A 14641-nucleotide genomic window follows, 5' to 3' on the forward strand; every position below is an offset into this window, starting at 1 on the left:
ACTCAACTAATCACAACTCAATAGAAAAGGAATTATTACCATGTCAGATATGTCAATTATTTCTGCAATTTTGGTCGTAGTTGTTGCCTTCCTTGCTGGTCTTGAAGGTATCCTTGACCAATTCCAATTCCACCAACCACTTGTTGCATGTACCCTCATCGGTGCTGCTACAGGTAACCTCACTGCAGGTATCATGCTTGGTGGTTCTCTTCAAATGATCGCCCTTGCTTGGGCAAACATCGGTGCTGCCGTTGCTCCTGACGCTGCCCTTGCATCTGTTGCCGCTGCCATCATTTTGGTTAAAGGTGGTAATTTCACAACTGAAGGTATCGGTGTTGCGACTGCAACAGCTATCCCACTTGCGGTTGCCGGTCTCTTCCTAACTATGCTTGTTCGTACAGCCTCTGTTGCCCTTGTTCACGCCGCAGATAAAGCTGCAGAAAACGGAAACATCGCTGGTGTTGAACGTGCACACTACCTCGCTCTCCTTTTGCAAGGCTTGCGTATTGCTGTGCCAGCAGCCCTTCTTCTTGCCATCCCAGCCCAATCTGTTCAAGATACACTTGCCTTGATGCCTGCCTGGCTCAACCATGGTATGGTTGTCGGTGGTGGTATGGTTGTAGCCGTTGGTTACGCCATGGTTATCAACATGATGGCAACTCGTGAAGTTTGGCCATTCTTCGCCATTGGTTTTGCGCTTGCAGCCATTAGTGATTTGACACTTATCGCTCTTGGTGCTATCGGTGTCGCTATTGCCTTCATCTACCTCAACCTTTCTAAACAAGGTGGCGGAAATGGTGGCGGAACTTCATCTGGTTCAGGCGACCCAATCGGCGATATCTTGGAAGACTACTAGGAAGGGGTGCTCTCATGGCTGAAAAAATTCAATTATCTCAAGCAGATCGTAAAAAGGTTTGGTGGCGCTCACAATTCTTGCAAGGTTCATGGAACTATGAACGTATGCAAAACTTGGGTTGGGCTTACTCACTCATTCCTGCTATCAAAAAGCTTTATACTAACAAAGAAGACCAAGCCGCAGCTCTAAAACGTCACTTGGAATTCTTCAACACTCACCCTTACGTAGCCGCTCCTATCATAGGGGTTACCTTGGCTCTTGAAGAAGAAAAAGCTAATGGTACTGAAATCGAAGATGCAGCTATCCAAGGGGTTAAAATCGGTATGATGGGGCCTCTTGCCGGTATCGGTGACCCTGTCTTCTGGTTCACAGTTCGTCCAATCCTTGGTGCCCTTGGTGCATCATTGGCGCAAGCTGGTAACATTGCTGGTCCACTTATCTTCTTCATCGGTTGGAACCTTATCCGTATGGCCTTCTTGTGGTACACTCAAGAACTTGGTTACAAAGCAGGTTCAGAAATCACTAAAGACATGTCTGGTGGTATCTTGAAAGATATTACTAAAGGGGCATCAATCCTTGGTATGTTTATCTTGGCCGTCCTCGTTGAACGTTGGGTATCTATCGTCTTCACTGTAAATCTTCCAGGTAAAGTTTTGTCTGAGGGTGCCTATATCGAGTGGCCTAAAGGTAATGTCAACGGAGAAACTTTGAAAGAAATTCTCGGACAAGTCCAACAAGGACTTAGCTTTGACCGAATCAAAGTTGATACTCTCCAAGGACAACTTGATTCATTGATTCCAGGTTTGATGGGACTTCTCCTTACTTTTGCATGTATGTGGTTGCTTAAGAAGAAAGTTTCACCAATCACAATCATCATCGGACTCTTTGTAGTTGGTATCATTGCAAGCTTCTTCGGAATCATGTAAAAAGAGTAAGAGTTTAGCAAAGCTGAACTCTTTTCTTATGCTATAATAAAAGTACTACAATCGAAAAGCGAGATAGATATGGCACAATCATTAAACAAAACAGTTGAATTACATACAACAGGTGTTTCCTACATGGCTATCGGAGGAAAGGTCGGTAAATTTCTAATTGGAGATGTGGCTCTTGAATTCTACCCTGATGTCAATGTCGAGCAATACATTCAAATTCCATGGACTAGCATTACGCAGATCGGTGCAAATGTATCAGGAAAGAGGATTAGTCGTCACTTTGAGATTCTAACCGACAAGAGCAAATTCCTCTTTGCTTCTAAAGATTCTGGGAAGATTCTAAAAATCGCTAGGGAACATCTTGGCAATGAAAAAGTTGTTAAATTACCTACTCTCATCCAAACCATTGGTGCTCGTATCAAAGGTTTATTTGCCAAAAAATCATAATTTTTGTATAATGTAAGGGACGGATAAGTAATAGCTAGACCTTTCCAGAAAGCCTGCGGTTGCTGTGAGCAGGTAGGGTTGATCTACGAAATTCTACCGTTTCTAATAATTAAAGACATAAACAAGTGCACTCCTGTGAAGTTGGATGGAACCGTGGCCCATGTCACTCCAACACTTTCACGGGGTGTTTTATTTTTTGGAGGAACTTATGTTAGATGTAAAACGTATTCGTAACGACTTCGATGCCCTTGCCGAAAAATTGGCTACACGTGGTGTCGCTGCTGAAACTTTAAATGAACTTAAAGAGCTTGATGTTAAACGTCGTGAGCTTCTTATCAAATCTGAAGAGCTCAAAGCTCAACGTAATATCGCTTCAGATGGTATCGCTCAAGCTAAACGTAACAAAGAAGATGCTTCAGAACAAATTGCAGCCATGCAAAAAGTTTCTGCAGAGATTAAAGAAATTGATGCTGAACTTGCCGCTATTGATGAAAAACTTAACACTATCATTGTGACACTTCCAAACACACCAAATGATTCTGTTCCAGTAGGTGCTGACGAAGAGGAAAATGTAGAAGTTCGCCGTTGGGGAACACCTCGTGACTTTGATTTTGAAGTTAAAGCTCACTGGGACCTAGGAGAAGACCTTGGTATTCTTGATTGGGAACGTGGTGCTAAAGTTACTGGTTCTCGCTTCCTCTTCTACAAAGGCTTAGGAGCAAAACTAGAACGTGCGATTTACAACTTCATGTTGGATGAGCACGCTAAAGAAGGTTACACTGAAATGATCACCCCTTACATGGTTAACCACGACTCTATGTTTGGTACTGGTCAATATCCAAAATTCAAAGAAGACACTTTCGAGCTTGATGGTACTGACTACGTCCTTATCCCAACAGCCGAAGTTCCTTTGACCAACTACTACCGTGGTGAAATTCTTGACGGAAAAGAATTACCAATCTACTTCACAGCCATGAGCCCTTCATTCCGTTCAGAAGCTGGTTCAGCTGGTCGTGACACACGTGGTTTGATTCGTCTTCACCAATTCCACAAGGTTGAAATGGTCAAATTCTCAAAACCTGAAGACTCTTATGATGAATTGGAAAAAATGGTAGTTAACGCTGAAAACATTCTTCAAAAACTTAACTTGCCATACCGTGTCATCACTTTGTGTACTGGCGATATGGGATTCTCAGCTGCGAAAACTTACGATTTGGAAGTTTGGATTCCAGCACAAAACACTTACCGCGAAATTTCTTCATGTTCAAACACAGAAGATTTCCAAGCCCGTCGTGCACAAATCCGTTACCGTGACGAAGCCGATGGTAAGGTAAAACTTCTTCACACTCTTAACGGTTCAGGACTTGCTGTTGGACGTACAGTAGCCGCTATCCTTGAAAACTACCAAAACGAAGATGGTTCAGTAACTATCCCTGAAGCTCTTCGTCCTTACATGGGTGGTGCTGAAGTGATTTCACCAAAATAAATAAGAGAAATCTCCAGAAAAAACTGGAGATTTTTTTAGTTTTGATTAGCTTCCTCATAGTATGGTTTCAACTTATAGAACCCATCAGCGAGTTCTTCTACCAACTCTTCCATTGTTTCACTAGCAGTCACAGGGACATCATACTTGACCAACACCTTACGAACACGACCATCTCTAACTGCTTCTTTAAGCATCTGACGATTTTCTTCAGTTCCTTTCACACGATGACTGACACCATTTTCCTGGGCAAAATAGTATAGAGAGGGTGCAATCGGTAAGTCTAGGACCTTATGTTGCTTAGCTAAAGTAGTATCTGATTTTTTCCGTTCGACAAAGCTAACTTCTACTGAAATCCCCCATTTTTCAGGCTGACCATAAAGTCGAATCGCCATGGCCACATCGTCTAAACTATCCTCAGGGGCCCTGTAATAGCACCAAAAGTGTGGGCGACATATTTGTGCCTGATTGGCCCAATTACTGACACGATCCATCTTAAAGGGTGCCAAACGCTCCTCTAGAAGTTTTGCTAAAGTCTGCATCTCCTTACGAGCTGCTTGACCAAGTGCCTTGAGGTCTTCCATCTCTTCCTTATGTGGACCGGCTTTTTCAGGTTTGATATACTTAACTCCCTGTTTTGACAAATAAGCTTGAACATTTTCTAACATCGTTTTCTCCTTACAATGATAAAAGACCAACCCATAAAGATTCTATTCTGGTTGGTCTCTTTTTTATTTACGTTTACGAGCAATCAAATGAATTGGTGTTCCCTCAAAACCAAAGGCTTGACGAATTTGATTTTCCAAGAAACGCATGTATGAGAAGTGCATAAGCTCTTCTTCATTGACAAAGATAACAAATGTTGGTGGTTTAACCGAAACTTGTGTGCCGTAGAAAATCTTAAGGCGTTTTCCTTTGTCAGTTGGTGTTGGGTTGATGGCAATGGCATCCATGATAACATCATTCAAAACAGCTGATGAAATACGACGGTTCTGACTCTCACTGATGCGTTTAATCATCTCTGGCAACTTGTTAAGACGTTGTTTCGTCTCAGCCGATACAAAGATAATTGGTGCATAGCTCAAGAATTGGAACTGATCACGGATATCTGCTTCCCAGTTAGCAACGGTATGATTGTCTTTCTTAATCGTATCCCATTTGTTAACTACGATGATAATCCCTTTACCAGCTTCATGGGCAAAACCAGCGATACGCTTGTCATACTCACGGATACCTTCTTCGGCATTGATAACCATAAGGACGATATCAGAACGGTCAATGGCACGCATTGAACGCATGACAGAGTATTTTTCTGTGTTTTCATAAACCTTACCAGATTTACGCATACCAGCGGTGTCAATCATGGTATACTCTTGACCTTCACTGTCCACAAAGTTTGTATCAATGGCATCTCGAGTCGTACCAGCAATCGGGCTGGCAATCACTCGGTCCTCACCCAAAATGGCGTTAATCAAGCTTGATTTTCCGACGTTTGGGCGTCCAATCAAACTAAAACGAATGATATCTGGATTTTCTTCTTCAACTTCTGTTGGAAGATTTTCAACGATAGCATCGAGAACATCCCCTGTACCGATACCGTGAACAGATGAAACTGGATAAGGATCACCAAGTCCAAGAGAATAAAAATCATAGATATCTGCACGCATCTCAGGGTTATCCACTTTATTTACCGCCAAGATAACTGGCTTGTTGGTCTTATAGAGAATACGAGCAACGTACTCGTCCGCATCTGTCACGCCTTCCTTACCTGAAACGACAAAGACAATAACGTCAGCTTCAGTCATGGCAATGTCAGCTTGGTGCTTAATTTGTTCCATAAATGGTGCATCAACATCATCAATACCACCTGTATCAATTAAGCTAAACTGACGATTAAGCCATTCAGCAGAGGTATAAATACGGTCACGTGTTACCCCTTCAACGTCTTCGACGATAGAGATACGTTCACCCGCAATTCGGTTAAATAGGGTCGATTTCCCAACGTTTGGGCGACCCACGATAGCAACTGTAGGTAATGTCATATGTTTAAGTCCCTGATTAAATAGGGATTCCTTTCTTCATTTAGCAGTCTCACTTCCACCAAGGAAAGCAAACTCTCTTATTCTTTATCATTATTAGATTCAACTTAGCGGCGATTAACACCCTTCAAGTGAACCTCTTTGGCAAGAAAACGAATACGCTCCATCACACGTTTGGCCTGCCAAGTCTCGTCTCCTTGACGTCCATTGGATAGCTTAGCTTCTAGATCCGAAAAACTATAGTTAGACGTAAAGAAGGTAGGCAACTCCTCAATCATGCGATGCTGGAGGATAACTTGCAAAACATCATCCCTAATCCAAGAAGAGAATTGCTCTGCACCGATATCATCTAGAACCAAAACTTCTGCCTGTTTGACAGCATCAATTTGATCCTTGACAGAACCGTCCTTGATTCCGTTTTTAACATCAATAGTAAAAGATGGGTAATGAATAATGGTCGTGGCAACCTTCTTGGTCTCTGAAAGTTCATGAGCCATAGCAGCCAACATGAAGGATTTTCCAACCCCCATGTCTCCATAGATGTAAAGGCCTTTCTGGTCTGGACTAGGGTAATTCGCCACAAAATCCACAAGACTCTCAAAAGTATCAACACGAGCTACATCATCTAATGCAATGTCCGCAAAGGTAATCTTACGATAAGACTGAGGAAGACTCACCAAATTAATCCGTTTAGCAATAGCCTGTTGTTCTTGTTGCTCCTTGAGCTGACGCGTCTCCTTATAGGTGACATCAGCGTAGCCTTCATTCATGGTCAGAATCGGTTCATACCCTTTGGCAATATACGAGGCATCACCTTCTTTAACCTTACGGCATTCCACTAGGAATTGATTAAACTTAGGAAGACTACGCTTGATTTCATCCTGGCTTAGGCTATGCTCTTGAATAAAGCTAGCCACTCTTGGATCCGCTAAAATTTGCTTCGTTAAATCCGTCGCATTGCCAGACCCATGATGCCCTGTTCGGTTTAGGGTTTGTCCAACTCTTTCCATAGGCTACTCCTTTCCTTTTTCTAGTTTTGCCAAAGCTCGACGTCTAATTTCATCCAACTTAGCCTGATCAGCCTGACTGGTTTGATTATCATAATCTGGATTACTCCAGCTCGGCACATTTGTTTTCTTCTTAGAATCAGCTTTTGCTTGCTGTGATTTCTTATCGTAACCACTACGCAAAGCTAAAAGCCCCTGTTCAGCAGTGACGATATTCTTAAAGGCAAAATCGTTGGCAAGTTTAGAGATATACTCTCGATTTACATTCGTTGAACGTGTCCGTCCCAAACTGTAGGCAACCATGAGGTTAATGACCTCATCCATAAAGCCTCTTTGTGCCAAATCCGTGAGAATCTGCTTCTCAGAATTAGTCACAGTCCCGCTTGGGCCTTTAGCACTTTGCAAGTAATCTATAGGCTTTTCGGATCTAACCGCTTTAAGAATCTTTTTCTCCGTCTCTGTCAAAGCAGAATCACCACCCAATGTTTGAGCTTGAGCCTGCTCTAATTGCACCTGCATACGCTTGACAATAATCTGGTGGTTCACGGCTGTCTTCTTAGCTAAGAGATAAGTATCATACCAATTCATGCCATGAGTTTCAGACAATTTATAGATTTCTGGCACATCTGTCTTTTCATCTTTAAATACAAGCCCATCAGCCTGCATACGATTCCTGAAACTGCTTAAATCAAATGAATTTTTGGGCTTGATTTCAGACACAGACTTTTGAGCCAAACGCTCATCGGTAAAGACATCCGAAAAACGTTTAGATAAATCTTGCAAGCCTTGTAGACCTGCCGGTTTCAAAGCGTCTACTGCTGGTTCACTAATCTTTTGCTCGAGAAGTGAACTATAAACGGCATGTTTTAGAAACTGCTCAATTGATAAGGGAGACTTAAGCTCTATAACATAAAACCCTTGAGGTGACTGGTAAAAGGCCAAGAGATCTACTGCTGTCAGAACCGCCAGTGCTTCCTGAAGGGGCTGCATTCCAAAGTTAAGATGGTTCAGAATAGCCGCAAACTTATGGCGGTGATTACCATTGTCATAAAAAGCCACGAAATACTGGTAGAGAGCGTATCCTTCACTCCCAATAATGGGATAATAGCAACGCATCAAACTTGCCTGATCGGGAACGATAACCTGATTGCCAACATAGACAAATTCTTCAATAGGTCTCATTTTTTAGACTCTTTTTTCGCACGTACAGTTTTGGTGATTTCTTGAAGCAACTCTTCAATCTCATCAACATCCTTGAAAGAACGGTAGACACTGGCAAAACGTACATAAGTAATTTCATCAAGGTCAGCGAGTTCTTTCATCACTAAATTCCCAATGACATCACTATCAACCTCTCCATCATGGTTACGGCGAATGTTTTGCTCAATACGGGTGATGGCATTTTCGATATCCTCACTAGAAACTGGACGCTTCTGAGCACTCATCAAGATACCATTGAAAATCTTATCGCGAGAGAATTGTTCACGAGTACCGTCTTTTTTGACAACCAAAAGTGGAACTTCTTCCACACGCTCAAATGTTGTAAAACGAGCATGACAAGAATCACACTCACGACGACGACGAATGGTATTCCCATCTTCTGCCTGACGGCTATCGATAACACTAGATTTATTGTGTTGACATTTTGGACAACGCATGCACTTCACCACCAATCTTTGAAATTCGGTACTCTATTTTACCATAAAAACACATAAAAAGCACGCCCTAAACGAGGCGTGCTCATGACCAAGAACCACTCTAAGTCTCTTATAAATTGATTTAAAGCTCAAGTTGAGGTGTCGTCGTTTCTCCATCTGCAAATGGAATGTAAAGGTCGAAACGTGTTCCAACACCAAGTTCAGAACTAACATCGATACGGCAGCGATAAGCTTCCACAATTTGGTAAAGGATTGACAAACCAATACCAACACCAGATTGCGTTGTCGTACGGTTACGTGCCTTATCTGAACGATAGAAGCGCTCAAAGATATGCTCAATATCTTCTTTAGAGATCCCTTCACCATTATCTTGCACTTGCACCAACATTTCATCTTCCAGAGCCTTAATTGTAACCTGGATTTCCTTGTTAACAGGAGAATACTTGACCGCATTATCAATCAAAATCGTAATCGCCTGTTCAAAGTGTTGGCTGTAAATCTGTGCAGGGCGCTCTGAGCTCTCGAAATCATTGAGATAGAATTGGTAGTCTTCATGCAAGACACGGAAATTACCAATAACCGTACGGATTGAAGAATTCAAATCACAAGTATCGTTTCTGTGATTTTCAAATGATCCTTTGACACGGATAGAATCCAACATATCATTAATCATAATCGTCATACGGTTGGCCTCGTGACTGGCAGCCTCAAGACTTTCTTCAAGAATCTCAGGGTCATTTTTACCCCAACGTTGCAAGAGGTCCATATGCCCCTTGATAACTGCAATCGGCGTACGTAATTCATGACTGACGTCACTCAAGAAACGCATCTGCATCTGATTATTTTCTTGAATTTTATCCATCATGCGGTTAAAGTTAACCGCCAAATCACCAATTTCATCGTGACTTTCAATCTTAGAACGAAGTTCCAAGTCACTTGGCGAATCGGTGATAACTCCCATCGTTTCGTGCAACTGTCTCATCGGACGAAGAATAGATGTCAAGACAACTACAGTTGCTGCGATAACTAGGACCGTCATCCCCACTTCTAGGAAAATCAATAAGAAAATCAAACGCTCTTTAAGAGCATAGTAGAATTCCAAATCATGGAAAATTTGGGCATAACCAACGATGGTCTTTTTATCCTTACCGTAGATTGGAACTTGCAGCAAGAAACCACGCTTCCCTTTATAGGAAACTGACTTCAATTTGTTTACCTCGGACATACCTGGAGGCGAATCTGTGTTCTCCTCAGAAGTAAAGATAAACGTTCCCTTTTTGTCATAAACAAAAACAGATTGGTTAGAATATAATTTATTAGAAATCGCAACCTGACCATCCAAAGAGTGCTTTTCGGAAAGCACGCCATTAATGATCGATGCATAGATATTTTTAGGCGAATAAAGGGCAGCTAAAAGCGGTTCTGGACTCAACTCTTCGTCGGAGTCCCAGTCCTTTTCTATATAAGTAACAACTTTTGAGATTGTAGTGTTTACATTTTGACGTTCACGTTGTAAAAGTAGCGTATTGGCTGAGAAAATAACAACCAGAGTGAACATCGACAATACAAGAAAGAAGACCACAGCAGTTGTCATGGTCAACTTTTTTCTAATGGTTACTTTACCAAATAATTTATCTTGTAATTTACTCATTTTTCACGGATAACGTAACCCATTCCTCGTACTGTTTGAATATATGATTCCTTACCTGGAACATCGATTTTTCCACGCAAGTAACGAATATAAACATCTACCACGTTTGTTTCGATGGCGTCATCATATTTCCAAACTTGAAGCAAGAGTTCCTCACGGGTCATCACTTGGTTCATATTGCTCAAAAGTGTGTTCAACAAATCAAACTCACGTTTTGTCAATGGAATTGCTTCATCACCACGAACAACTGTACGGTTTTGAACATCCAATTTCAAATCACGATAAGTTGATGCTTTTGCTGGTGCATTCTTAGCAGCTTCGATATCTTGGCGACGGAAGGTTGCACGGATACGTGCCAACAATTCTTCAATCGCAAATGGTTTTACAATATAGTCATCAGCACCGCGGTCCAAACCAGCAACAATGTCCATGATTGAATCACGAGCTGTCATCATCATAATATAAGTATCTTTTTCTTGTTGGAGACGACGTGTTACTTCAAAACCGTCCATCTCAGGCAACATAAGGTCCAAGAGAATAAGATCGAAATCTTTCTCGAGTGCCATTTCAAGTCCTTCGCGTCCGTTGTCTGCTGTCACAACGTCGTATCCTTCGTGTTGAAGTTCAAGAGAGACAAAACGAGCAAGGTTTTTCTCATCTTCAACAATCAAAATGCGTTTGCTCATAATAAGTATTTACCACTTTCTTAAAATTTTTTGACTTCCATTTCCCTTAAAAAGTCTGTAGATTTACCCAATGAATAAATCCGAAAATTAACTTCTAATGATATAATAATATAGATTTTTAAAATTGTCAAACATTTTTAGTTTGTTTTTTTGAATTAATTTTCATCAAAAAGACCGTTCAATTGGGCAAAGGGATTACTTGCCTCTTTTTTCTCCTGTTGAAGTGCGGCAAAGTCCTCTTCTGACAAGACTTCCCAGTCATTCCCAGAGAGCGAAATTTGTCCTGATTCTTCCTCAGGTGTTAGTACTCTCAAAGGAATATTAAGAAGAATATTATCTAGAATACTCTCATCAAGATTAATAGTATCCCCATCCAAGATAAGAACTAGATTTTCTTCGACTAATTCTTTTTGAAGAGCAGCATCTGCCTCTTGTATAAAGGTTTCTGAAACCGGATAGTTAAAACTAAGTGTCACAGGTTCAAGTGAACGGCTAGATGGCAGGGTAATATCATAGCTAAGTTGATAATCCAAAAGGTACAAACCATTGTCATAGGCTACCTGCCCACTTGCTTGAATCTGTTCAAGATTTAAAACTTGATCATAGCGTTCTTTAATAGACTCCAACAAAGAAGGTGCTTCGTTAAAGGCGAGCCCTTCTGGAGACTTTCTAACTTCTGAAAGATAAATCATTTTTAATCCTCAAATTAAATTTCCCCATAGGGGTCTATTTTCAATCCACAAGACCATAATCCCCTACATTCACTTTTCATTAGAGAGCATGATTATGATTTTAGACTTAATTAGTATTATATCAAATTTTTAAGAAAAAATAACACCTTTAATATTACATATTTCTTAAACTTAGAACTTTTTTCAAAGCTAATGAGAAACTTACTCGGACCCAGTTTTCATCTGTCCTATAGAGTTAGATGAAAGCTCTTAATTATGGTAAAATAAGAGCATTGAAACTAGATAAAAGGAATATATAATGACACCTGAAGATTTTTACAAGGCTTTGAAAGAACTGGGGTTCAATCTCAGCCAAAAACAAAAAGACCAATTCCAACGCTACTTTGAGCTTTTGGTAGAATGGAACGAAAAGATCAACCTTACTGCAATCACAGAAAGAGACGAGGTCTACCTCAAACATTTCTATGATTCTTTGGCTCCTGTTCTTCAAGGGCATATTAAAAATCAAAGTATTCGACTTCTGGATATCGGAGCTGGAGCTGGATTTCCAAGTCTCCCTATGAAAATCCTTTGCCCTGAGCTTGATGTGACTATCATCGACTCTCTTAATAAACGCATCAATTTCCTCAATCTCTTGGCTGATGAACTTGAGCTCAGCGGTGTTCACTTCTATCATGGACGTGCAGAGGATTTTGGACAAGACAAGGCCTTCCGTGCTCAGTTTGATATTGTTACTGCCCGTGCCGTCGCACGCATGCAGGTTCTCTCAGAATTGACTATTCCTTTCTTGAAGGTTGGTGGACAACTTATTGCACTTAAAGCTGCAGCAGCTGATGAAGAGTTAGCCGATGCTAAAAATGCCTTGAACTCGCTTTTTGCCAAGCCTATTCTCAACGAGAACTACAGACTGCCAAATGGGGATGGACGTAATGTCACTATTGTCGATAAGAAAAAAGAAACCCCATATAAATACCCACGTCGTGCTGGAATTCCTAACAAGAAGCCGCTATAACGTTTATCCAAGGAGGTGTCTTACTCCTTGGATTATTATTTACTCTTATGATAACTCGGAGGTTTTCATTGATCAATCGTCTTTCTTTCACGCAAAAGCTGGTGCTCAGCTTTGTCTTTGTCATTATAGTGGGAAGTATTTTACTTAGCCTTCCTATAAGCCACTATGCTAATAGTCCAGAAACAAGCTACCTAGATCATCTCTTCAATACTGTGTCAATGGTCTGTGTAACTGGACTTTCTGTTGTCCCGGTCAGTAAGGCTTACAATGGTCTCGGTCAAATTTTCTCTATGCTTCTCATGCAGACGGGAGGACTTGGGCTCGTCTCTCTTATAGCCTTTAGCACCTATACCCTGAAAAATAAATTAGGACTGAGTGATCAAGATCTCCTTCAATCCGCACTTAGCAGGGATAACCAAAAAGATTTGAAAGCTTATCTTTTTAAGGTCTATAAAATTACTTTTTCTATTGAAGCTTTGGCAGCACTTGTGATCATGACTGATTTCGTTCCTCGTTTTGGACTTGGTCACGGCATTTTTAATAGTCTCTTTCTAGCTGTCTCTGCCTTTTGTAATGCTGGATTTGACAACTTAGGTTCTAACAGTTTACAGGATTATGCAACCAATCCAACCATTAACCTTGCTGTAGCTTTTCTCATTATGTCTGGAAGTTTGGGATTTGCAGTTTGGATTGATTTGATTCAACTATTGCGACGTTATATTAAAGATCGTCCAAGGAATTGGAAATTAGCTTGTAGACCTCTCAGCAATCAAAGTCGTCTTGTTCTTATAAGTACAGGCTGTCTCCTCTTAGGAGGAACACTACTTGCTTGGTTACTGGAAATGGATAACTCTAAGACAATCGGTACTCTCAATGTCTGGCAACAACTTCTGGTAAGTTTCTTTCAGACTGTAACCATGCGTACCGCTGGTTTTGCGACTATTTCCTATACCAATGCCGATTTCTCCACAAATCTTCTTTTTATGATTCAAATGATTATTGGGGGTGGTCCTGGAGGAACTGCGGGTGGTATCAAGGTGACAACTGCCTCTATCATGTTCCTGCTTTTTAAGTCAGAACTATCTGTTAACTCGAGCGTTGTTTTTCGAAATCGTATTATATCTAATAAGACTGTTTTGCAAGCATTCACAGTTATACTCTTTTTCCTAACAATGCTCTTTGTCGGCTATGTTATTTTGCTGGAGACTAATCCTACACTATCGCCCCTTGGCCTACTTTTTGAGAGTGTGTCAGCCATTGCTACCGTTGGTGTTTCAATGGATTTGACCCCTAATCTAAATACTCTAGGACGACTCGTTATCATGTCTCTGATGTTCATTGGCCGTGTTGGACCTATCACTGTTCTCTTGAGCTTGATGACCAAAAAAGAAAAGCATGTCTCTTATGCCCCAACTGATATTTCAGTTGGCTAAACAATTTTATTCATTGACAATATTCTGAAAGGATTTTATATGAAAACACAAATTATTGGGGTCCTCGGTTTGGGAATCTTTGGACAAACCATTGCAACCGAACTCTCCTCTTTTGGACAAGACGTTATCGCCTTAGATAATAACTCTACAACAATTGATTCCCTTGCTGATCAGGTGACTAAGGCCGCTGTTGGTGACATTACTGACATTGACTTTCTACGTTCTGCTGGTATTGATACTTGCGATACGGTCATTATTGCAACTGGAGAACACCTAGAATCGTCTGCGCTAGCGCTCTTGCAGTGCAAAAAACTTGGTATTAAGAATATTATTGCCAAAGCTATGAATAACAATTATGAGGAAGTCCTTTACGGAATGGGTGCTAACTGGGTCATCACTCCTGAACGTAGCACAGCAAAAGAATTGGCTTCAAATATCCTCCGCTATAACATATCAAATGTTTTTCATTTAGAGGATGACGTAGCTTTAATTGAACTTAAAATTCCTAGTGAATGGGCTGGAAAGTCCTTGCATACTTTAAATCTAAGACAAAATTATAACGTCAATGTTATTGGTTTTAGAGATGAGAAAAGTGGCAAGTTAAACACCCACTTTGACCCAAGTAAGAAACTACCTGATGAAGGGATCATACTAGTTGTCGCTGACAATCGAACACTAGAAAAATTTGATTATTTAGGATATTTAAAATAACAAAAAACGTTCCAATCTCGTTCATCTAGACAAG

General features: G+C 40.9%; 15 protein-coding genes. 7 read left to right on the plus strand and 8 right to left on the minus strand.

Translation table 11 applies throughout. The annotated features are described in order from the left end of the window. Positions 1 to 40: 40 nt before the first annotated feature. From HMPREF1519_RS00695 to serS, 4 genes are all read left to right on the plus strand, one after another. Complete coding sequence (locus tag HMPREF1519_RS00695; protein ID WP_037610611.1) at positions 41 to 856, plus strand: PTS mannose/fructose/sorbose transporter subunit IIC; 816 nt, start codon at positions 41 to 43, stop codon at positions 854 to 856. Positions 857 to 870: 14 nt separating this feature from the next. Beyond that, a complete protein-coding gene (locus HMPREF1519_RS00700; protein ID WP_037610613.1) occupies positions 871 to 1782 on the plus strand; it encodes a PTS system mannose/fructose/sorbose family transporter subunit IID in 912 nt (303 codons plus the stop codon). Positions 1783 to 1860: 78 nt separating this feature from the next. Then, positions 1861 to 2235 carry a DUF956 family protein gene (locus HMPREF1519_RS00705; protein ID WP_003092275.1) on the plus strand — a complete coding sequence of 125 codons (375 nt, stop codon included), beginning with the start codon at positions 1861 to 1863 and terminating at the stop codon, positions 2233 to 2235. Positions 2236 to 2443: 208 nt separating this feature from the next. Further along, positions 2444 to 3721, plus strand: a complete 1278-nt coding sequence (serS, locus tag HMPREF1519_RS00710) for a serine--tRNA ligase (protein WP_037610727.1) — start codon at positions 2444 to 2446, stop codon at positions 3719 to 3721. 35 nt (positions 3722 to 3756) lie between these two features. On the opposite strand, the gene HMPREF1519_RS00715 is transcribed toward serS, so the two are convergent. The 8 genes from HMPREF1519_RS00715 to HMPREF1519_RS00750 form a co-directional block, all read right to left on the minus strand. Continuing rightward, positions 3757 to 4386 carry a hypothetical protein gene (locus tag HMPREF1519_RS00715; RefSeq protein ID WP_037610615.1) on the minus strand — a complete coding sequence of 210 codons (630 nt, stop codon included), beginning with the start codon at positions 4384 to 4386 and terminating at the stop codon, positions 3757 to 3759. 63 nt (positions 4387 to 4449) lie between these two features. Beyond that, positions 4450 to 5760, minus strand: a complete 1311-nt coding sequence (der, locus tag HMPREF1519_RS00720) for a ribosome biogenesis GTPase Der (protein WP_002886596.1) — start codon at positions 5758 to 5760, stop codon at positions 4450 to 4452. A gap of 104 nt (positions 5761 to 5864) precedes the next feature. Next, a complete protein-coding gene (gene dnaI / locus HMPREF1519_RS00725; RefSeq protein ID WP_014633898.1) occupies positions 5865 to 6767 on the minus strand; it encodes a primosomal protein DnaI in 903 nt (300 codons plus the stop codon). Between the two features lie 3 nt (positions 6768 to 6770). Next, positions 6771 to 7946 carry a DnaD domain protein gene (locus HMPREF1519_RS00730; protein ID WP_037610617.1) on the minus strand — a complete coding sequence of 392 codons (1176 nt, stop codon included), beginning with the start codon at positions 7944 to 7946 and terminating at the stop codon, positions 6771 to 6773. Further along, positions 7943 to 8422, minus strand: a complete 480-nt coding sequence (nrdR, locus tag HMPREF1519_RS00735) for a transcriptional regulator NrdR (RefSeq protein WP_002883820.1) — start codon at positions 8420 to 8422, stop codon at positions 7943 to 7945. The genes HMPREF1519_RS00730 and nrdR overlap by 4 nt, the downstream gene beginning before the upstream one ends. 121 nt (positions 8423 to 8543) lie before the next feature. Then, on the minus strand, positions 8544 to 10073 hold the full coding sequence (locus HMPREF1519_RS00740; RefSeq protein WP_014633896.1) for a HAMP domain-containing sensor histidine kinase: 1530 nt from the start codon (positions 10071 to 10073) through the stop codon (positions 8544 to 8546). Then, a complete protein-coding gene (locus HMPREF1519_RS00745) occupies positions 10070 to 10759 on the minus strand; it encodes a response regulator transcription factor (RefSeq protein WP_002883757.1) in 690 nt (229 codons plus the stop codon). Before HMPREF1519_RS00745 ends, HMPREF1519_RS00740 begins: the two co-directional genes overlap by 4 nt. 155 nt (positions 10760 to 10914) lie before the next feature. Further along, entirely contained in the window at positions 10915 to 11451 is a 537-nt protein-coding gene (locus HMPREF1519_RS00750) for a DUF177 domain-containing protein (RefSeq protein WP_002883813.1), read from the minus strand. A 298-nt stretch (positions 11452 to 11749) separates the two neighbouring features. On the opposite strand from HMPREF1519_RS00750, the gene rsmG reads away from it, so the two are divergent. The 3 genes from rsmG to HMPREF1519_RS00765 all read left to right on the plus strand — a co-directional run bounded on the left by rsmG (position 11750) and on the right by HMPREF1519_RS00765 (position 14607). Beyond that, positions 11750 to 12463: a 16S rRNA (guanine(527)-N(7))-methyltransferase RsmG gene (gene rsmG, locus HMPREF1519_RS00755; RefSeq protein WP_037610619.1), complete on the plus strand. Its 714-nt coding sequence runs from the start codon at positions 11750 to 11752 to the stop codon at positions 12461 to 12463. 68 nt (positions 12464 to 12531) lie between these two features. Further along, the gene (locus tag HMPREF1519_RS00760) at positions 12532 to 13896 is read left to right on the plus strand and encodes a TrkH family potassium uptake protein (RefSeq protein ID WP_081721210.1); all 1365 of its coding nucleotides are present in this window, start codon (positions 12532 to 12534) and stop codon (positions 13894 to 13896) included. Positions 13897 to 13935: 39 nt separating this feature from the next. After that, positions 13936 to 14607, plus strand: coding sequence for a potassium channel family protein (locus tag HMPREF1519_RS00765; RefSeq protein ID WP_022496217.1), 672 nt, complete (start codon positions 13936 to 13938; stop codon positions 14605 to 14607). Positions 14608 to 14641: the final 34 nt, after the last annotated feature.

The organism is Streptococcus sp. SR4 (assembly GCF_000517725.1).
Classification (GTDB): domain Bacteria; phylum Bacillota; class Bacilli; order Lactobacillales; family Streptococcaceae; genus Streptococcus; species Streptococcus salivarius_F.

Excerpts from the sequence above, each read along its gene's own strand:
- HMPREF1519_RS00745 (WP_002883757.1), bottom strand. The coding sequence starts at position 10,759 with ATGAGCAAACGCATTTTGATTGTTGAAGATGAGAAAAACCTTGCTCGT.
- HMPREF1519_RS00695 (WP_037610611.1), top strand. The coding sequence starts at position 41 with ATGTCAGATATGTCAATTATTTCTGCAATTTTGGTCGTAGTTGTTGCC.
- HMPREF1519_RS00750 (WP_002883813.1), bottom strand. The coding sequence starts at position 11,451 with ATGATTTATCTTTCAGAAGTTAGAAAGTCTCCAGAAGGGCTCGCCTTT.
- HMPREF1519_RS00730 (WP_037610617.1), bottom strand. The coding sequence starts at position 7,946 with ATGAGACCTATTGAAGAATTTGTCTATGTTGGCAATCAGGTTATCGTT.
- HMPREF1519_RS00715 (WP_037610615.1), bottom strand. The coding sequence starts at position 4,386 with ATGTTAGAAAATGTTCAAGCTTATTTGTCAAAACAGGGAGTTAAGTAT.
- HMPREF1519_RS00765 (WP_022496217.1), top strand. The coding sequence starts at position 13,936 with ATGAAAACACAAATTATTGGGGTCCTCGGTTTGGGAATCTTTGGACAA.
- dnaI (WP_014633898.1), bottom strand. The coding sequence starts at position 6,767 with ATGGAAAGAGTTGGACAAACCCTAAACCGAACAGGGCATCATGGGTCT.
- HMPREF1519_RS00700 (WP_037610613.1), top strand. The coding sequence starts at position 871 with ATGGCTGAAAAAATTCAATTATCTCAAGCAGATCGTAAAAAGGTTTGG.
- HMPREF1519_RS00705 (WP_003092275.1), top strand. The coding sequence starts at position 1,861 with ATGGCACAATCATTAAACAAAACAGTTGAATTACATACAACAGGTGTT.
- der (WP_002886596.1), bottom strand. The coding sequence starts at position 5,760 with ATGACATTACCTACAGTTGCTATCGTGGGTCGCCCAAACGTTGGGAAA.
- serS (WP_037610727.1), top strand. The coding sequence starts at position 2,444 with ATGTTAGATGTAAAACGTATTCGTAACGACTTCGATGCCCTTGCCGAA.
- rsmG (WP_037610619.1), top strand. The coding sequence starts at position 11,750 with ATGACACCTGAAGATTTTTACAAGGCTTTGAAAGAACTGGGGTTCAAT.
- HMPREF1519_RS00740 (WP_014633896.1), bottom strand. The coding sequence starts at position 10,073 with ATGAGTAAATTACAAGATAAATTATTTGGTAAAGTAACCATTAGAAAA.
- nrdR (WP_002883820.1), bottom strand. The coding sequence starts at position 8,422 with ATGCGTTGTCCAAAATGTCAACACAATAAATCTAGTGTTATCGATAGC.